The following is an 18,237-nucleotide window of genomic DNA, read 5'->3' on the forward strand; positions in this document are numbered from 1 at the left end:
TCAAGTTATTGAAACGCACCTGAAACCTGAAACTTGAAACCTGAAACAAACAAGATCATGAACATTTTAGACAAAATAATAGCAGACAAAAAACGAGAAGTGATTCTTAAGAAATCGATACTACCGGTTTCGCAATTAGAAGCTTCGGTATTTTTTGGAAAACAAACCCTTTCATTAAGTCAAAACTTAAGAGCAAGTAATTCTGGAATTATTGCAGAACACAAACGCCGTTCGCCTTCAAAATCAATCATCAATAATAATTTTACGGTTGAAGAAGTAGTAAAAGGTTATGAAAGTGCTGGCGCTTGCGGAATCTCTGTTTTAACCGACGGAAAATATTTTGGGGGTTCGCTTGACGATTTACTTTTAGCAAGAGCCAGCGTAAATATTCCGCTTTTGCGAAAAGAATTTATTGTAGACGAATATCAAATTCTGGAAGCCAAAGCACACGGAGCCGATTTGATTCTTTTGATCGCAGCGGTTTTAAGCCGCGAAGAAATTAAATCGTTATCTGAGTTTGCAAAGAATTTAGGTTTAGAAGTTCTTTTGGAAGTTCATAATCTGGACGAATTAGAAAAATCGATTATGCCGACTTTAGACATGATTGGCGTAAACAATAGAAATCTAAAAACTTTTGAAGTAAGTCTGGATTTCAGTAAAGAATTGGCAGCAAAAATTCCAGACGAGTTTGTAAAAGTTTCAGAAAGCGGTATTTCATCCGTTGAAGCCATTCAGGAATTAAAACCTTACGGATACAAAGGTTTCTTAATTGGAGAAAACTTCATGAAAACCGATAACGCGGGACAAGCAGCAACAGAATTTATAAAAGGATTATAGTAAACACAAATTTCACCAATTAGCACGAATAAAAATTTTGCGCTTTAGTGCCTTGGCGGCAAAAAAACAAACACAAAGCTTTAGGAACTTATCTTAATCATAATCAAAATAAAAAAACTTAGCGCACTTTGCGTTAAAATACACACAACAACAATGAAACTCAAAATATGCGGTATGAAATATCCCGAAAACATAATCGAAACAGGCGCTCTCCTACCCGATTATATGGGATTTATTTTCTATGAAAAATCCGCGCGCTATTTTAACGGAACAATTCCGGAACTTATTAAAACAATCAAAAAAACAGGTGTTTTTGTAGATCAGAGTTTGGAGGAAATTCTCGAAAAAATAAAAAAATACGATTTGCAGGCTGTACAGCTTCACGGAGAAGAATCTACAGCGTTCTGTCAGGAATTAAAAAATAATATCAGTCCTAAAATTGAAATAATCAAAGTATTTTCGGCAGATGAAAACTTTGATTTCGAAACGATAAAACCTTTCGAACCAGTCTGCGATTATTTTCTATTTGACACCAAAGGAAAATTACCAGGCGGTAACGGAACAACTTTTGACTGGACTATATTAAAAAAATACAATTCAAAAAAGCCGTTTTTTTTAAGCGGCGGCATTGGAATGAATGAATTAAAAGCCATCGAAGAAATTTCAAAAACAAATCTTCCGATTTATGCTGTTGATGTAAACAGTAAATTTGAAATCGAACCGGGACTAAAAAATAAAAACCTATTAACCAATTTCAAACGAAAATTTGAGGTTGCAAACTTTTAAATTTCAAACAAAATGAATTTTAACGTAGACGAAAAAGGATATTACGGAGAATTTGGCGGTGCTTATATTCCCGAAATGTTATACCCGAATGTAGAAGAATTACGCCAGAACTATTTGAAAATTACGGCCGAACCTGATTTTCAAAAAGAATTCAATCAATTATTAAAAGATTATGTTGGAAGACCTAGTCCGCTCTACTTTGCTAAGCGGCTTTCTGAAAAATACAATACCAAAATTTATCTGAAAAGAGAAGATTTAAACCATACTGGCGCGCACAAAATTAACAATACAATCGGCCAGATTTTAGTAGCACAAAAATTAGGCAAAAAACGTATTATTGCCGAAACAGGAGCCGGTCAGCACGGCGTTGCAACGGCTACCGTTTGTGCTTTGATGGGATTGGAATGTATTGTTTATATGGGTGAAATCGACATTGCACGCCAAGCGCCAAACGTTGCGAGAATGAAAATGCTTGGAGCAGAAGTCCGCCCGGCTCTTTCTGGTTCAAGAACTCTTAAAGATGCAACCAACGAAGCCATTCGCGATTGGATCAATAATCCGGTAGACACGCATTACATTATTGGTTCTGCTATCGGGCCGCATCCGTATCCAGATATGGTAACGCGTTTTCAAAGTGTTATTTCAGAAGAAATTAAATCGCAATTAAAAGAAAAAGAGGGTCGAGAAAATCCTGATTATGTAGTGGCTTGTATCGGCGGCGGCAGTAACGCAGCAGGAACGTTTTATCATTTTCTTCACAAACCAGAAGTGGGTATTATTGCAGTCGAAGCAGCAGGAAAAGGTGTGGACACTGGACACAGTGCTGCAACGAGTAAATTAGGAAAAATGGGAATCATTCACGGTTGTAAAACTTTGCTGATGCAGACTCCAGACGGGCAGATTACCGAGCCGTATTCTATATCTGCAGGATTAGACTATCCGGGTGTCGGGCCTATGCACGCGCATTTGGCCGAAACAGGAAGAGCCGAATTTTTCTCGATTACCGATGATGATGCCATGAAGGCTGGTTTGGATCTTTGTAAATTTGAAGGAATTATTCCGGCAATCGAATCTTCTCACGCTTTGGCGGTTTTAAACGAAAAGAAATTTAAACCCGAAGATGTTGTTGTTATCAGTCTTTCAGGACGCGGTGATAAAGATTTAAATACTTATATTGAATATTTTAATTTTTAAATCCTAATTTGCGTGTTCCTAATAACGCAAACTTATAACGAGAAATAGAATCATGGAACATTTATTTTCTTACGGAACATTACAATCAAAAGAAATCCAGATGCAGGTCTTTAATAAATTATTGACCGGAAAAAACGATCAGCTTTTAGGTTATAAACTAAAGGATCTTCAAATTGAAGAAGAATTTGGAATGGCAGATTATTTTGTAGCTATACCAAGCGAAAATCATGAAGATTTTATAAAAGGTAAAGTCTTTGAACTTACCAGCTTTGATTTGGCTAAAGCAGATCAATTTGAATCGAATGCGTATAAAAGAATTCAAATCAAATTAAAATCTGGAATTATTGCCTGGATTTATATTGAGAGTTAAAAACTTACATAAAAATGATTTTAGCGGCAGCGCAGACCAGACCAAAACGTTATGATACCGAAGCCAATCTTTTAGACCATTATAGTCTAATTGAATTGGCTGCCAAAAATGGAGCGCAATTAATTGTTTTTCCTGAAATGTCCATTACGGGTTATGAAAGAGAACATGCTGCCCAACTGGCTTTTCAAGAAAATGATTCCCGCTTACAGCATTTAATAACATTGTCGCAGAAAAACAGCATCACAATCATTGCCGGAGCACCAATAGTAATTGACTCTGAGATGTTTATTGGGCAGTTTATAATTGCTCCAGATCGATCAGTTTCTATTTATACGAAGCAGTTTTTACATGAAGGTGAAGATGATTATTTTGTTTCTTCTTTCAATTACAATCCGATGATTGAGTTGGAAAACAAGAAAATTTCTTTTGCAATTTGTGCTGATATAGACAATCCGAAGCATCCAGAAAACGCTTCTAAGAAAGCAACAGACGTTTATATTGCCAGTATTTTCTTTTCACCAAATGGAATTCCGAATGCGTATCGGGATTTACAAAGCTATGCTGAGAAACATAAAATGAATGTTCTGATGTCTAATTTCGCAGGAGAATCTTGGGGATACGCATCGGCAGGGCAAAGTGCTTTTTGGAACAATAAAGGAGAATTAATCGGTCAGATGAATGACTCAGATTCTGGATTATTATTGGTTGAAAAACGAAACGATAACTGGACAAGTAAAGTTGTGAAGATTTAAAAATAATGCCGCAGATTGCACAGATTAAAAAGATTTTTTTTCCAAGCAGATTTTGCAGATTGGATCAGATTTAATTAGATAATCTGCGTGAAATAATTTGAAACAGCAGCAGCTGTCGTAAAAAATAACTTAGTAAATACCTGCAAGGTTTTGAAAACCTTGCAGGAGAAAACATAAATAAAATGAACAGAATAACTCAGAAATTACAAGAAGATAAAAAAATACTTTCTATATATTTTTCAGCAGGATTTCCTAATTTGAATGACAGTGTTCAAATCATTCAGGATTTAGAGAAAAACGGCGTTGATTTAATCGAAATCGGGCTTCCTTTCAGCGATCCATTGGCAGACGGACCGACCATTCAGGCGAGTTCAACTACAGCGCTTCAAAACGGAATGACGACACAGCTTCTTTTTGACCAGCTGCAAAACATCCGCGAAAGCGTAAAAATTCCGTTGATTATTATGGGATATTTTAATCCGATGTTACAATACGGCGTTGAAGCTTTCTGTAAAAAATGTGCCGAAATTGGTATTGATGGTTTAATTATTCCAGATCTTCCGGTTGATGTGTATGCAGAAGAGTACAAAGCTATTTTTGAAAAATACGGTTTGATTAACGTGTTTTTGATTACACCGCAAACTTCAGATGAACGTATCCGTTTTATTGACAGTGTTTCAAACGGCTTTATTTATATGGTAAGTTCTGCAAGTGTTACAGGTTCACAGGCTGGATTTGGTGATACACAGGAAACATATTTCGAAAGAATTGCTCAAATGAATTTGAAAAATCCGCAAATTGTTGGTTTTGGAATTTCGAACAAAGAAACATTTAATCAAGCGACTAAATATGCAAAAGGCGCTATTATCGGAAGTGCCTTTGTTAAACACTTATCTGAAAACGGAAGTGGTAAAATTGACGAATTTATTGGAGGGATTCGATAGAAATTAAAAAAAAAATCACAAAACGACATTCATTTTTCTGAGTGTCGTTTTTTTTTATGCAGATGTGTTTATGAAATAATCTGATTTTTTTGAAGAATTAAATGTAATTTACAAGGATTTTAATTTTAAAAAATCCGTGTATGCAGCTATCTTTTATAATTAATAAAAAAACAGTTTTCCTTTTCATTCTAAATTTGTTGTTTTGTTCAGTTGAGGCTCAGCAAAATGCAGCTTTAAGAACGCCCACAAAACACGATACTTTAAACGGCTCGATAACTCCTGAAAGAATTTGGTGGGATATTCAACATTACGCTTTAAGTGTAAAACCAGATTATTTAAATAAATCCATTACTGGAAAAAACGAAATTGAATACAATGTAACCAATTCAAAACATTCTGATTTAATGCAGATTGATTTAGTCAGTCCGCTTAAAATTGACAGTGTTTTTCAAAAAGGAAAAAAGATTGAATATACACAGGATCAAAATATCTGGTATTTAAAACTGCCTCAAAAACAAACTTCAAAAAACAACAAAATTCTCATTTATTATTCTGGCAAACCCACAGAATCTATTAAGCCACCTTGGGATGGCGGTTTGGTTTGGGCAAAAGATTCACTAAATCGACCTTTGATTTCTGTTGCCTGCCAATATAAAGGGGCAAGTTTATGGTACCCCTGCAAAAATACTATGTATGATGAACCCGATAAAGGAGCTTCAATTTCGATAACTGTTCCTGATACTTTAATTGCAATAGGAAACGGACGCTTAATAAGCCAAATAAAAAATCGGGATAATACTGCAACATATAAATGGGCAGTAAAAAATCCTATTAGCCATTACGGCATTTCATTTTATGCCGGTAAATATGTAAACATCAGTCAGACTTTTAAAGGAGAAAACGGAAAACTGGATATGGATTTCTGGATACTGGATTACAATAAACCAAAGGCAGAATCACATCTAATTCCTGGTACTATTACCGCAATTAAATCATTAGAACATTGGTTTGGTCCCTATCCTTTTTATGAAGACGGCTTTAAAATTGTTGATGCGCCTTATATTGGTATGGAACATCAAAGTGCTATTGCCTATGGCGGCGCCTATAAAAACGGCACTAATAAAAAAGGCGGTGATATTTCGAATACTGGCTGGGGTAAAAAAACAGATAAAATTATTGTTCACGAAATTTCGCATGAATGGTTTGGCAATAATATCACGGCAATAGATATTGCAGATAGATGGATTCAGGAAGGTTTTGCAGGTTTGGGAGAAGAACTTGTAATTGCCGACCTACAAGGCCGAAAAGCTGGAAATGAATTTATGGCAGGAAGATTCAGAACGATCCAAAATGATAAACCTGTTATAGCGAGATATGGAATAAATGAAGACGGAAGCAACGACAATTATGTAAAAGGATGGGCAGTTCTGCACATGATTGGCACCATCATTAATGACGATGATAAGTTTCGAAAAATACTGCGCGGTTTAAATCATGATTTTCACAATAAAACCGTGACAACAAGGGAAATCGAAAGTTATATAAGCACCAAATCGGGAATTAATTTTGACTATTTATTCGATCAATATCTGCGAACTGACAAAGTACCAGTTTTAGAATATAAATTAAAAAATGACCAATTAATTTATCGTTATACTAACTGTAACGAAAATTTTGCTATGCCTATTAAAACCAACTGGTCTGGAGATAAGTGGCTAAATCCTAGCACATCATGGCAGTCTTTACAAGCTGTAAATAAAGAATCTACGCCTGATTTAAAAATTGATATCAACTTTTATATTAGGCTTCAAAAAGTCGAATAATTACTTTAAAAAACCCTTTACAACCTCCTAAAACAACTACACCGTTTTATGTTAATATTATGTTAAAATAAAATTAAACAACTGTTTAAATTAAACAAGTGTTTAATTTTGTACCCGATTAGAAAAAATACCATGTCTACAATCGAATTAAACGATAAAAAAATTCAGATTCTGGAAGTCGCAGAAAAGCTTTTTTCTGAGAAGGGATTTGAGGGAACATCAATACGGGATATATCTAAAGAGGCAAAAATTAATATTGCTATGGTTTCGTATTATTTTGGTTCTAAAGAAAGACTTTTGGAAGCTTTGATTCTTCATAAAACTGTTGATCTAAAATTACAACTCGAAAATTTATTACTGGAGGAAATTGAGCCTCTTGAAAAAGTCAATAAATTAATTCGAATTTACATCAACAGAATTTGTCTAAACAAAGGAATTTACAGGGTTTTGCATTTTGAACTTAACAATAAAAAAAGAGAGCGAAGCCTGAATGCTTTTACAGAACTTAAAAAAGGAAATTTAAAATCTGTTGAAAGTATCATCAAGCAGGGACAAAATCAAGGAGTCTTTAGAAAAGATATCAATATCCAATTAATTACTCCGACAATTATTGGAACCTTTTTTCACTTTCACATGAATCGCTCTTTCTTCGAAGAACTTTTTGATTTAAAAACAGAAGAAATGTTTAACAACTACATTACAAACGATCTTACAAAGCACATTCAACAAACTATAAAAGCGCTACTTGTTTATGAAAATTAGTCAATTAATGCTCTTTGGAGTTTTCTTTATCGGAATATCTTCAATAGAAGCACAAGAAAAAACAAGTTTAACCTTAGATGAAGCCGTTAAAATGGCTTGGGAAAAGAGTAACGAAGTTACGCTTGCCAATACTAAGGTAAACTCGAAAAAATATGAACTGCAATCGGTTAAGAATAACCAATATCCTGATTTGAAAATTTCGGGACAATACCAAAGATTAACAAAAGCTTCTATCGACATGCCAAATCAAGGTGAAAGTGCTTCTTTAGCATCACCAGACCGCGCAATGATCGGAATGGCAAATTTAAGTCTGCCGCTTTTCGCCGGATTTAAAATACAAAATAATATTGATGCGTACGAAAGTTTGTATGAAGCGGAAACGGTTACTGCCGAAAAAACAAAAGAAGATGTTGCTCTAAGGGTAATCACTTATTACACTGCTTTGTACAGAGCACAAAAAACTTTGGATGTTTTAAATGAGAACCAAAAAAGTGCAAAACAGCGTGTTACCGATTTTATTGAATTGGAGAAAAACGGAATTATTCCTAGAAACGATTTATTGAAAGCGCAGTTATTAGTTTCAAAAACACAATTATCTATTGATGAAGCGACTAATAATCTCAATAACATCAACTTTTATTTGGTAACATTACTTAAATTAGAACCATCTGTAAAAATTCAGGTTAATGAGGATGATTTTTTCAATTTAAAAACGACTAATGCTCCAACATCGGATGCTGTGGCACTTGAAAACAGAAAAGATCTAGAAGCAATTCGTTTACAGCAAAAAGCTTCAGAATCAAATATTAAAATTGCAAAAGCGGGTTATTACCCAACGCTTTCATTGCTTGGAGGTTATACAGCTTTAGATCTTAAGGATATTATTACGGTAAAATATGCAATGAACTTTGGTTTGGGTTTATCTTATGATTTATCTGGAATTCTAAAAAACAGCGCACACGTAAAACAAGCTGAAAGCAGAGCTCTTGAAGTAAAAAACACAGAAGCTATTATGACGGACCGTATAAAAGTTGAAGTGCAAAAATCTATTGAAGATTATGATTTAGCCATCAATCAAAGTGTGGTTTATGAAGAAGCATTTCAACAAGCTGCAGAAAATTACAGACTTGTAAAAGACAAATTCGACAACGGCTTATCTGATACCAACGATTTGGTTGAAGCTGATGTAGAACAGTTAAGTGCGAAAATCAATACTGCGGTAGCTAAGGCAGCCATTATTCAAAAATATTACGAATTACTTTCAGTCTCAGGACAATTATCACAATCATTCAATCTTTCTAAAATATAATCGACAGTTCTCATGGAAAAGAAAAAGACAAATAAAAAATTCATCATCATATTAACCGTTTTGATTTTAGTGGGCGGAACTTATGGAATATCAAAATACCTTCACTCACAATCTCACGAAGAAACGGATGATGCTCAAATCGAGAAAAAAATGAATCCGATTATCCCTAGAGTATCAGGATATATCAGCAAAGTGTATGTGAAAGATAATGACTATGTAAAAAAAGGTGATACTTTATTTACTATCGATAAGAGAGATTACCAATTAAAAATTGATGAAGCAAATGCTGCTTTATTAGGAGCTGAAGGACAATACGAAGCTGCAAAAGCTGATATTGGAAGTGCATACGCAAGTATCTCTGTTTCTGATGCCCAAATGAGATCTGCCGGTGGTTCTATCGAAAGTGCAAAAATTAGATTGAGACAATTGACCAACGATTTTAACCGTTACAGTAATTTATACAAAACACATACTATTACAAAGCAGCAATTTGAGCAGGCACAAACTGCAAAAGATGAAGCAGAAAACCAAGTACGTGTTTTAGAGCAGCAACAAAGAGCAAGTTCTTATCAAAAATCGGTTATTCAGTCAAAATCTAAAGTTTCTGACAAACAAACTGAAGTAGCTTCTGCAAACATCAAAAAAGCAAAAACAATGTTAGATGTTGCTCATTTAAATTTAAGCTATACAGTGGTTACAGCTGCAATTGACGGACAGGTTTCTAAAGTTGATATTCAGCCGGGACAATTGGTACAGCCGGGACAATCTTTATTCTACATCATCAATAATAATGAGGCTTGGGTTGTAGCAAACTTTAAAGAAACACAATTAAACAAAATGGTTGTGGGTCAAAAAGTGAGTTTAAAAGTAGATGCTTATCCAAACTATGAGTTTAAAGGAACGGTAACTTCATTTTCTCCAGCTACAGGATCTCGTTTTTCTTTATTACCTCCTGATAATGCGACAGGAAACTTCGTGAAAACAATTCAAAGATTACCAGTAAAAATTAGTTTAGATGAATCAAACGATCCTGAAAAAGTAAAACTTTTAAGACCAGGAATGAATGTTGATGTAGACGTACATTTAAAATAAATAAATGGCAGCAGCAGTACAAGCAGACGACGATTTAGTAGAATACGGTTACCGACGCGTAATTATTACCATTACAGCAGTACTTTGTGCACTGCTGGAAATTGTAGATACGACGATTGTAAACGTAGCTCTAACAGACATGCGCGGAAGTCTTGGTGCTACCTTGACAGATGTGGCATGGGTTATTACAGCATACGCAATTGCGAATGTTATTGTAATTCCGATGACGAGCTGGCTATCACAGCAATTTGGACGACGTAATTATTTTGTGGCCTCTATCATCATATTTACGGTCTGCTCCTTTTTGTGCGGAAACGCCAGTAATATTTGGGAACTTGTAGCCTTTCGATTCGTACAAGGTATGGGCGGAGGAGCATTACTGGTAACAGCCCAAACGATTATTACCGAAAGTTATCCCGTTGCAAAACGTGGTATGGCACAGGCTATTTACGGAATGGGTGTAATTGTAGGTCCAACTTTAGGTCCGCCTTTGGGAGGGTATTTAGTAGATAATTATTCTTGGCCTTATATCTTTTACATCAATATTCCATTAGGGATTATCGCTACTATTTTGGCAATTTCTTTTGTTAGAAGTCCAAAATACGGAGAAAAATTAAAAGCCAATCAGGTTGACTGGTGGGGAATTATTTTGTTGAGTGCTTTTATTGGATCTTTACAATTCGTACTAGAACACGGACAACAGGATGACTGGTTTAACGATTCGACAATCGTGACTTTAAGTGTTGTGACTGTTTTAGGATTGGTTCTTTTTATTTGGAGAGAGCTCACGTACGAACATCCAATTGTAAACTTAAGTGTTTTAAAGGATGGAAATCTAAGAATTGGAACCGTAATGTGTTTCATCCTTGGTTTCGGATTGTACGGTTCCACTTTAATTATCCCAATTTATACGCAGTCAATCTTAGGATGGACCGCAACCGATGCCGGATTGTTATTGATTCCTGGATCTATTACAACAGCTCTTATGATGCCTTTTGTGGGTAACATGATTCAGAAAGGTGTTCCTCAAGGTTATATGGTTGGAGTAGGATTTTTGGTTTTCTTCTTCTTTACCTTTATGATGTACAGCCGTATGACGCCAGATACTGGTGTTGAACATATGTACTGGCCTTTAATTTTGAGAGGAATTGGTTTAGGATTGCTTTTCGTTCCTATTACAACACTTTCTCTTTCTACTTTAAAAGGAAAACAAATTGGTGAAGGAGCAGCATTTACAGGAATGATGCGTCAATTAGGCGGATCTTTTGGTATTGCGATTATTACCACGTTCATTACACGTTTCAGCCAGTCGCACAGAGTAGATTTAATTAATAATTTAGATCCTGCCAAATTTGAAGTGCAGCAGCGAATTGCAGGAATGCAGCACGCTTTTATGGCAAAAGGATATAGTGCAGATGTTGCTTTGAAAAAAGCTTATCAGGCAATAGAAGGTTCAGTCATGAAACAAAGTACAGTAATGGCTTACATGGATATTTTCATGTATCTAGGAATCATGTTTTTATGTTGCATACCGATTATTCTCTTTATCAAAAAAGGGAAGAACAAAATTAGTGCAGCCGACGCAATGCATTAATAATAATAATTTTATAATACGCAGAAACGCCGAATTCATCATTTAGAATTTGGCGTTTATTTTTTATTTTTATTTAACCGCAAAGTTCGCAAAGATTTTATTCCTAGGATGTGATAAAACGCAAAGTTCGCAAAGCTTTGTCATAAAAACTTTGCGAACTTTGCGTTTGTCTTAGCGCTCTTCGCGGTTAAAGCCTAAGAATCTTAGCGTCTTAGTAACTCAGAACCTTTAAAAAAAATCTCTGAACCTTTGCACCTTTGAACCTAATACTAAGCCCTAACGAGTAAAAACCAAATGATTGCCTTTTGAAAGATTGGCATCAAAAGCATATCCGTCATAATTGAAACCTTTTAAGTCGTCAATCGTTTCTGCATTGGTATCAATTATATAACGAACCATCATCCCCCTCGCCTTCTTGGCAAAGAAACTGATCATTTTTAATTTTCCGTCTTTGTAATCTTTAAAGTCTGGAGTAATTACAGGAACTTTTAAAGCTTTTACATCAACTGCAGAAAAATATTCATTACTCGCTAAATTCACAAATAACTCCTCTTTTTGCAATTCTTTATTTAAAGCTTTTGTAACCGTTGGTTTCCAGAATTCGTGCAGATTTTTGTATTCACCAACCGGCAATTTGGTTCCCATTTCTAAACGATATGCCTGCATTAAATCAAGCGGTTTCAAAAGACCGTAAAGCCCTGATAAAATTCTCAATTTATCCTGAAGAACTTCTAATTTTTCCAAAGGAATAGTATAAGCGTCTAAACCTGTATAAACATCTCCGTCAAAAGTATAAATGGCCGGACGTGCGTTTTCTGGTGTAAAAGGCGTTTTCCAATCCTGATTACGTTTCCAGTTTAAATCTGCCAATTTATCTGAGATTGACATTAATTCGGATAATTCGGAAGGCTTTTTTTGTTTTACTACTTTATGAACGATTCGCGCTTCTTTTAAAAATGAAGGTTCGGTATGTTTTGCAGTAGGCAATTCTTTCTCGAAATTCAATGATTTCGCCGGCGATATAACAATTTTCATGTGTGCTTTTTTCTATGATTCAAAAATACAAATTGCATTTCTAAAAATTATCGTTTGCAATTGATTTGTTCTATTGGTGTATATTTTTTTCCGCCACGAATTCACGAATTATTTTTTATAATCTTTGAGTATAATTTCGAATAAATTCGTGTAATTCATTACTCTAATTTATTAGAAATGATTAAAATTAATTAAAACAATTCGTGAATTCGTGGCGGAAAATTTAGACGATCACAAAATTCACGAATTCATTTTTAAAACCTTTTAAGCATAATTTCGAATAAATTCGGGTAATTCATTACTCTACTTTATTCGAAATGATTAAAATTAATTCGTGAATTCGTGGCGGAAAATTTAGACGATCACAAAATTCACGAATTCATTTTTAAAACCTTTGAGTATAATTTCGAATAAATTCGGGTAATTCACTATCACATTTTTTTTAAATTAATTAAAACAATTCGTGAATTCGTGGCGGAAAATTTATACCATGACAAAATTCAAGAATTCATTTTAAAACCTTTGAGCATAATTTCAAATAAATTCGGGTAATTCATTACTCTAATTTATTCGAAATGATTAAAATTAATTCGTGAATTCGTGGCGGAAAATTTGCATTAATTCATATAGTTCGTCACCACTGTTTTTTATTTTAATAAAATTCAATTGAAAAATTGTGAATTTATTCAAAAAAGTGAACGATAGATTATAAAAGGCATTTTCTATATTGTAAATTTGCAACCATAAAATTCCAAAAACATTTTCAATGCAAAAATTGAAAGTTGTATTCTAAATAACAGTCCCGAATTCTCGAATTAACTTTTTAAAATTAATTAGAAAAATTTGTGAATTCGTGGCGGAAAAATTTAGATCATGGCAAAAATATTGTATCAGCAGGAAAGCTATCAGATAATGGGAATTTTATTTGATGTTCATAGAAATTTAGGTGGAGGTTTTTCTGAAATCGTATATAAAGACGCTTTAGAATATGAGTTCAAGAAAGCCAATATTCCATTTGAAAGAGAAAAAGAATATTTGGTAAATTATAAAGACATAATATTGGATCACAAATTTTATGCTGATTTTGTTTTGTTTGATCAAATTATCCTTGAAATAAAATCAAGTGATTATTTACATCCAAAATACATTTCACAATGCCTTAATTATCTAAAAGTTTCCAAGAATAAATTAGCAATTCTGGCAAACTTTAATTCTTCCTCGCTTGAACATAAACGTATTATTTTATAAAAACTAGTGAATTCGTGGCTATACAAACAAATTACAAATCTGCTCTACAAAATAAAATCTTCGAAATCATTTCGAAAGCTTCTAAAGAATTAAAAGTCGATTCTTATGTGATTGGCGGCTTTGTTCGTGATTTACTTTTAAATCGTGGTTCTAAAAAAGATATTGATGTTGTCGCAGTTGGAAGCGGTATCGAACTAGCGCTGAAAGTTTCTGATTTACTTCCGAACAAACCAAAAGTTCAGGTTTTTAAAACCTACGGAACAGCCATGCTTCGTTTTGAAGATACCGATATTGAGTTTGTTGGCGCCAGAAAAGAGTCTTACAACCGTGACAGCCGAAATCCGATTGTAGAAAACGGAACTTTACAAGACGACCAAAACCGTCGTGATTTTACGATCAATGCTTTTGCTTTATCATTAAATGAAACTAATTTCGGAGATCTCTTAGATCCGTTCGACGGTTTGACCGATTTAGAAAACAAAACTATCAAAACACCTTTGGATCCAGATATTACGTATTCTGATGATCCTTTGCGCATGCTTCGTGCGATTCGTTTTGCGACACAGTTGAATTTCGAAATTGAAGAAAATTCATTAAATGCGATCACTAAAAATGCAGAGCGTATTAAGATTATTTCTGGCGAAAGAATCGTAGATGAATTGAATAAAATTCTTTCTACGCCTAAACCTTCTGTTGGATTTTTACTTCTATATAAAACGGGACTTTTAGATATTATTTTACCTGAATTAACTGCTTTGAACCAGGTGGAAGAAATTGAAGGTCATACCCATAAAAACAATTTTTACCACACGCTGGAAGTTGTCGATAACATTTGCCCAAATACCGATGATGTCTGGTTACGCTGGTCGGCATTATTGCATGATATCGGAAAAGCACCAACGAAACGTTTCAATAAAAAACAAGGCTGGACTTTTCACGGACATGAATTTCTTGGCGGAAAAATGGCGAAGAAAATATTTGAACGTCTGCACATGCCTTTGAACCATAAAATGAAATTTGTGCAAAAAATGGTTGTGATGAGTTCTCGTCCAATCGTTTTGGCTGAAGATATTGTAACCGACAGCGCTGTCCGCCGTTTGGTTTTTGATGCAGGAGAAGATGTAGAAAATTTGATGACTTTGTGTGAAGCCGATATTACGACAAAGAATCCAGCGAAATTCAAGAAATATCATAAAAACTTCGAAGTTGTCCGCAGAAAAATTGTTGAAGTAGAAGAACGCGATCATGTCCGTAATTTTCAGCCGCCTATTTCCGGCGAAGAAATTATGGAAATATTTGATCTAAAACCTTCTCGCGAAATTGGAGTTTTAAAAGAAGCGGTAAAAGAAGCTATTTTGGAAGGGGTTATTCCGAATGAATATCAGGCTGCTTATGATTTTGTTTTGAAAAGAGCAGAAAAAATGGGATTAAAAAAAGTTTAGAAATACGTATTATTTAACAAAATGAAAAAAGGAAATAAATCAGTAATCATTTGGTTACTATCAGGTTGTGTTTTATTGTTCTTAATGGTTGTTGTGGGTGGTATTACCCGTCTAACAAATTCAGGTTTATCTATGACCGACTGGCATTTGGTAACGGATACTTTCCCGCCATTGTCAGAGGCAAAATGGAATGAAGCTTTTGAACAATACAAGAAATTTCCGGAGTATCAAAAAATCAATATTCACAACGATTTTCAATTAGCAGATTATAAATTCATTTATTTCTGGGAATGGTTTCACCGTTTTATTGGCCGAATCATTGGTTTGGTATTCTTTGTCCCATTTGTTTATTTCTTAATCAGAAAGAAATTAGATAAATCGACTATCAAAAAATGTATTGTGCTTTTGGCAATGGGAGGTTTCCAAGGATTTTTGGGATGGTTTATGGTGAGAAGCGGTCTTATTGACAATCCGGATGTAAGTCATTTTAGACTTTCATTACACTTAACATTTGCCTTTATCACTTTTGCCTATACCCTTTGGGTGGCACTGGATTTGATCTATCCAGAAAAAAATACGCAAATTAATCTTTCATTACGAAACATTGCTCGTTATGCCTTGGTGGCATTGTTAATTCAAATTATCTACGGAGGATTTGTTGCTGGATTAAATGCTGGTTTAATTCACAATCACTGGCCGTTAATGAGTGACGGACAATTTATTCATGATTCGGTTTATATTGAACAGCCAACATTAATTAAAAATCTTATCGAAGGAAAAAGCGGTGTTCAGTTTGTGCACAGAACTTTTGCTTATGTTGTAGTGGCTTTTATTCTATTTTTATATTACAGAAGCACCAAAATTTCGTTGACAAACACACAATCTAACGGAATCAAAACTCTTGTCGTTTTTGTTTTCATTCAGTTTCTATTAGGAGTTTTTACCTTATTGTACAGTGTTCCTCTTGCTTTAGGATTGATTCACCAGATTATGGCATTTTTCCTTTTAAGCGCCATGACTTTTACGTTGCATAGATTGAGTAAATAACAAACAAAAAATATTTTGATACAGAAAAGAGCCGATAATTTCGGCTCTTTTTTATGTTTAAATAGGTATTTTTTTTTTAATTCGTTGAAAGGATAAAACGCCTGTTATATAAAGTTTCGAAGGAACAATACATTTTACATCTCACATTTCACAAAAAACTATCCCAGCCAAGATTTAAAATCCTGCACTTTCTCGCGGCTCACAATAACCTCATCGTCTTTGTAACTTGGTAAAATTACCTTAAGACGAGAATTGGTATAAACCTGAATTTCTTTAATTGCTTTTAACGGTACAATAAATTTTCTGCTTACGCGAAAGAACACTTTTTTGTCCAATTCTTGTTCTAGTATTTCTAAGGTCGAATCGATTAGATAATCACGGTTGTCGAATGTATGGATATAGGTTCCTTTGTTTTCACTAAAAAAACATTCTATTTCTTCTGTGGTAATGACTTTCAAATGCTGTCCGATCTTAACTGTAAATCGTTGTTTGTAAGTCTTCTCAAAGGGATTTGATAACATTTGGCGAATCTGCTCAAAGTCCATTCTCAGGTTTTGAGATTCTTCTGAAACTTTTGGAAGTCTGTTTCTAAATTTAGTAACGGCGGTTTCGAGATCGTCTTCGTCAATTGGTTTTAGAAGATAATCGATACTATTAAGTTTAAAGGCTTTTAAAGCATATTCGTCATAAGCAGTTGTAAAAATAATAGCGCTTTGAATAGTAATCTTTTCAAAAATTTCGAAAGACAAACCATCCGAAAGCTGGATATCCAAAAAAATCAAATCAGGATGACTATTATTAGAAAACCATTCTAAAGATTCTTCTACAGAATGCAGCATCGTTTCTACCTGAATGTCTAACTTTTCTAATTTACGCTGAAGCAGTCTCGCTGCTGGTTTTTCGTCTTCAATTATTAATGTTGTCATGTATGGTTTTGGTCGGTTTGGTTTGGTCGGTTTTGAAAATAACTTACTTAAAAGTTATTCCCATTTGTCTGCTTTAGCTTGTTCTTTGTCAATGTACTGCTGAATTTTCTTTTGTTCCCAGTCTTCGCTGAAAAACCACTCACGGCCAAAAACAGAAATTGCATGAATCAAGAGTCCTATTCCCCAATAAAAAGCAGTTGAATAAGTTCTAAAATCAAAAAAGCCGGTCTCATAAAAATTTCTCGTAAAAAAATCAGAATTCACATTGGATACAATAATAATAACATTTACAATAATATAAATTCTTAAGTGAGAATAAAAACCTTTAAGTCTTTTTACTTTTTTATATGCAATATTAAATCGTTCGTCTGTACTAAATTCTTCTCTATAATCTTCATACATGCGTCTTTTAAAATCTCCCATTATTTCTAAAATTTATTATTGCCATTTATTTTTATTGTTCTTTTCTTTTTCCATTAACTCTTTTATCTTTTTTTCTTCCCAGTCTTTTCCAAAACTTGGAAATACTTCAAAAACTTTTAAACCGTGAATTACAACTCCAAAACCCCACCACATCAACGGCCAGTAAAACCATAAATGATTCGGACTAGTGTAAAGATTGATAAAAATCAAAATAATATTTACTAATATAAAAGAGGTAAGATTTCCGTAAAAACCTTTTATTTTTTCTACTTTCTTTTTTGCCAGAAGATATTTGTCATCTTCATTAAAATTCATTTCCATAATTACTCCCATTTTTGTTTTTCTTTATTTTTCTGCATGATACTTTTTACTTTACGCTCTTCCCATTTGTCTCCAAAAATTTGATAAGATGCGAATAAATCGACAGCCGAAATCAAAAAAGCTGTTGTCCATAAACACATTACAAATCCGTTGATATAGCGAATCGGAAAAAAATTGAGCGGAGCCTCTGTGTATTCTTTCAAAATGTAAACTATTACTCCAATAACGTAGACAAAAGAGTGCGAATAAAACGATTTAAGTTTTAATACTTTCCTGCTGGCCATTTTTTGAAGTTCAGCTTTTTCTTCTTCATTAAAAAAAATCGGTTCCAT

19 protein-coding genes are annotated in these 18,237 nt (G+C 34.0%); 14 read left to right on the plus strand and 5 right to left on the minus strand.

Annotated elements, in window-relative coordinates; genetic code table 11:
- Positions 1-57: 57 nt before the first annotated feature.
- The 11 genes from trpC (at position 58) to C4F50_RS18400 (ending at position 11,463) form a co-directional block, all read left to right on the plus strand.
- Positions 58-837, plus strand: coding sequence for an indole-3-glycerol phosphate synthase TrpC (gene trpC, locus C4F50_RS18350; protein ID WP_194140103.1), 780 nt, complete (start codon positions 58-60; stop codon positions 835-837).
- Positions 838-990: 153 nt separating this feature from the next.
- Complete coding sequence (locus C4F50_RS18355) at positions 991-1,623, plus strand: phosphoribosylanthranilate isomerase (RefSeq protein WP_194140104.1); 633 nt, start codon at positions 991-993, stop codon at positions 1,621-1,623.
- Between the two features lie 12 nt (positions 1,624-1,635).
- The gene (gene trpB / locus C4F50_RS18360) at positions 1,636-2,817 is read left to right on the plus strand and encodes a tryptophan synthase subunit beta (protein ID WP_194140105.1); all 1,182 of its coding nucleotides are present in this window, start codon (positions 1,636-1,638) and stop codon (positions 2,815-2,817) included.
- A gap of 52 nt (positions 2,818-2,869) precedes the next feature.
- The gene (locus C4F50_RS18365) at positions 2,870-3,187 is read left to right on the plus strand and encodes a gamma-glutamylcyclotransferase family protein (protein WP_194140106.1); all 318 of its coding nucleotides are present in this window, start codon (positions 2,870-2,872) and stop codon (positions 3,185-3,187) included.
- A 14-nt stretch (positions 3,188-3,201) separates the two neighbouring features.
- The gene (locus tag C4F50_RS18370; RefSeq protein WP_194140107.1) at positions 3,202-3,939 is read left to right on the plus strand and encodes a carbon-nitrogen hydrolase family protein; all 738 of its coding nucleotides are present in this window, start codon (positions 3,202-3,204) and stop codon (positions 3,937-3,939) included.
- Positions 3,940-4,121: 182 nt separating this feature from the next.
- Entirely contained in the window at positions 4,122-4,883 is a 762-nt protein-coding gene (trpA, locus tag C4F50_RS18375) for a tryptophan synthase subunit alpha (protein WP_194140108.1), read from the plus strand.
- 140 nt (positions 4,884-5,023) lie between these two features.
- On the plus strand, positions 5,024-6,706 hold the full coding sequence (locus tag C4F50_RS18380; RefSeq protein ID WP_194140109.1) for a M1 family metallopeptidase: 1,683 nt from the start codon (positions 5,024-5,026) through the stop codon (positions 6,704-6,706).
- Between the two features lie 132 nt (positions 6,707-6,838).
- The gene (locus C4F50_RS18385; RefSeq protein ID WP_194140110.1) at positions 6,839-7,468 is read left to right on the plus strand and encodes a TetR/AcrR family transcriptional regulator; all 630 of its coding nucleotides are present in this window, start codon (positions 6,839-6,841) and stop codon (positions 7,466-7,468) included.
- Positions 7,458-8,777 carry a TolC family protein gene (locus C4F50_RS18390; protein ID WP_194140111.1) on the plus strand — a complete coding sequence of 440 codons (1,320 nt, stop codon included), beginning with the start codon at positions 7,458-7,460 and terminating at the stop codon, positions 8,775-8,777. Before C4F50_RS18385 ends, C4F50_RS18390 begins: the two co-directional genes overlap by 11 nt.
- A gap of 12 nt (positions 8,778-8,789) precedes the next feature.
- On the plus strand, positions 8,790-9,869 hold the full coding sequence (locus C4F50_RS18395; protein WP_194140112.1) for an HlyD family secretion protein: 1,080 nt from the start codon (positions 8,790-8,792) through the stop codon (positions 9,867-9,869).
- A 4-nt stretch (positions 9,870-9,873) separates the two neighbouring features.
- Positions 9,874-11,463 (plus strand): MDR family MFS transporter, encoded by a 1,590-nt coding sequence (locus C4F50_RS18400; RefSeq protein WP_194140113.1) that lies wholly within the window; start codon positions 9,874-9,876, stop codon positions 11,461-11,463.
- 276 nt (positions 11,464-11,739) lie between these two features.
- Here the strand turns inward: C4F50_RS18400 and yaaA are convergent, their stop codons facing one another.
- On the minus strand, positions 11,740-12,498 hold the full coding sequence (yaaA, locus tag C4F50_RS18405; protein WP_194140114.1) for a peroxide stress protein YaaA: 759 nt from the start codon (positions 12,496-12,498) through the stop codon (positions 11,740-11,742).
- A gap of 873 nt (positions 12,499-13,371) precedes the next feature.
- On the opposite strand from yaaA, the gene C4F50_RS18410 reads away from it, so the two are divergent.
- The 3 genes from C4F50_RS18410 to C4F50_RS18420 are packed head-to-tail and all read left to right on the plus strand — an operon-like array spanning position 13,372 to position 16,235.
- The gene (locus C4F50_RS18410; RefSeq protein WP_194140115.1) at positions 13,372-13,746 is read left to right on the plus strand and encodes a GxxExxY protein; all 375 of its coding nucleotides are present in this window, start codon (positions 13,372-13,374) and stop codon (positions 13,744-13,746) included.
- Positions 13,747-13,760: 14 nt separating this feature from the next.
- A complete protein-coding gene (locus tag C4F50_RS18415) occupies positions 13,761-15,188 on the plus strand; it encodes a tRNA nucleotidyltransferase/poly(A) polymerase-related protein (protein ID WP_194140116.1) in 1,428 nt (475 codons plus the stop codon).
- Between the two features lie 21 nt (positions 15,189-15,209).
- On the plus strand, positions 15,210-16,235 hold the full coding sequence (locus C4F50_RS18420; RefSeq protein ID WP_194140117.1) for a COX15/CtaA family protein: 1,026 nt from the start codon (positions 15,210-15,212) through the stop codon (positions 16,233-16,235).
- Between the two features lie 158 nt (positions 16,236-16,393).
- Here the strand turns inward: C4F50_RS18420 and C4F50_RS18425 are convergent, their stop codons facing one another.
- From C4F50_RS18425 to C4F50_RS18440, 4 genes are read right to left on the minus strand one after another with little or no spacing between them, the layout of a single operon-like run.
- Positions 16,394-17,161 (minus strand): LytR/AlgR family response regulator transcription factor, encoded by a 768-nt coding sequence (locus C4F50_RS18425; RefSeq protein WP_194140118.1) that lies wholly within the window; start codon positions 17,159-17,161, stop codon positions 16,394-16,396.
- Between the two features lie 54 nt (positions 17,162-17,215).
- Positions 17,216-17,584: a 2TM domain-containing protein gene (locus C4F50_RS18430; protein ID WP_194140119.1), complete on the minus strand. Its 369-nt coding sequence runs from the start codon at positions 17,582-17,584 to the stop codon at positions 17,216-17,218.
- Positions 17,585-17,599: 15 nt separating this feature from the next.
- Complete coding sequence (locus C4F50_RS18435) at positions 17,600-17,917, minus strand: 2TM domain-containing protein (protein ID WP_194140120.1); 318 nt, start codon at positions 17,915-17,917, stop codon at positions 17,600-17,602.
- Positions 17,908-18,237, minus strand: a complete 330-nt coding sequence (locus tag C4F50_RS18440) for a 2TM domain-containing protein (RefSeq protein ID WP_194140121.1) — start codon at positions 18,235-18,237, stop codon at positions 17,908-17,910. Before C4F50_RS18440 ends, C4F50_RS18435 begins: the two co-directional genes overlap by 10 nt.

It is taken from the genome of Flavobacterium hungaricum (genome assembly GCF_015182285.1).
Lineage (GTDB): Bacteria > Bacteroidota > Bacteroidia > Flavobacteriales > Flavobacteriaceae > Flavobacterium > Flavobacterium hungaricum.

Excerpts from the sequence above, each read along its gene's own strand:
- C4F50_RS18435 (WP_194140120.1), bottom strand. The coding sequence starts at position 17,917 with ATGGGAGTAATTATGGAAATGAATTTTAATGAAGATGACAAATATCTT.
- yaaA (WP_194140114.1), bottom strand. The coding sequence starts at position 12,498 with ATGAAAATTGTTATATCGCCGGCGAAATCATTGAATTTCGAGAAAGAA.
- C4F50_RS18440 (WP_194140121.1), bottom strand. The coding sequence starts at position 18,237 with ATGGAACCGATTTTTTTTAATGAAGAAGAAAAAGCTGAACTTCAAAAA.
- C4F50_RS18385 (WP_194140110.1), top strand. The coding sequence starts at position 6,839 with ATGTCTACAATCGAATTAAACGATAAAAAAATTCAGATTCTGGAAGTC.
- C4F50_RS18410 (WP_194140115.1), top strand. The coding sequence starts at position 13,372 with ATGGCAAAAATATTGTATCAGCAGGAAAGCTATCAGATAATGGGAATT.
- C4F50_RS18380 (WP_194140109.1), top strand. The coding sequence starts at position 5,024 with ATGCAGCTATCTTTTATAATTAATAAAAAAACAGTTTTCCTTTTCATT.
- C4F50_RS18425 (WP_194140118.1), bottom strand. The coding sequence starts at position 17,161 with ATGACAACATTAATAATTGAAGACGAAAAACCAGCAGCGAGACTGCTT.
- trpB (WP_194140105.1), top strand. The coding sequence starts at position 1,636 with ATGAATTTTAACGTAGACGAAAAAGGATATTACGGAGAATTTGGCGGT.
- trpC (WP_194140103.1), top strand. The coding sequence starts at position 58 with ATGAACATTTTAGACAAAATAATAGCAGACAAAAAACGAGAAGTGATT.
- C4F50_RS18420 (WP_194140117.1), top strand. The coding sequence starts at position 15,210 with ATGAAAAAAGGAAATAAATCAGTAATCATTTGGTTACTATCAGGTTGT.
- C4F50_RS18370 (WP_194140107.1), top strand. The coding sequence starts at position 3,202 with ATGATTTTAGCGGCAGCGCAGACCAGACCAAAACGTTATGATACCGAA.
- C4F50_RS18430 (WP_194140119.1), bottom strand. The coding sequence starts at position 17,584 with ATGGGAGATTTTAAAAGACGCATGTATGAAGATTATAGAGAAGAATTT.
- C4F50_RS18365 (WP_194140106.1), top strand. The coding sequence starts at position 2,870 with ATGGAACATTTATTTTCTTACGGAACATTACAATCAAAAGAAATCCAG.
- C4F50_RS18390 (WP_194140111.1), top strand. The coding sequence starts at position 7,458 with ATGAAAATTAGTCAATTAATGCTCTTTGGAGTTTTCTTTATCGGAATA.
- C4F50_RS18355 (WP_194140104.1), top strand. The coding sequence starts at position 991 with ATGAAACTCAAAATATGCGGTATGAAATATCCCGAAAACATAATCGAA.
- trpA (WP_194140108.1), top strand. The coding sequence starts at position 4,122 with ATGAACAGAATAACTCAGAAATTACAAGAAGATAAAAAAATACTTTCT.
- C4F50_RS18395 (WP_194140112.1), top strand. The coding sequence starts at position 8,790 with ATGGAAAAGAAAAAGACAAATAAAAAATTCATCATCATATTAACCGTT.
- C4F50_RS18400 (WP_194140113.1), top strand. The coding sequence starts at position 9,874 with ATGGCAGCAGCAGTACAAGCAGACGACGATTTAGTAGAATACGGTTAC.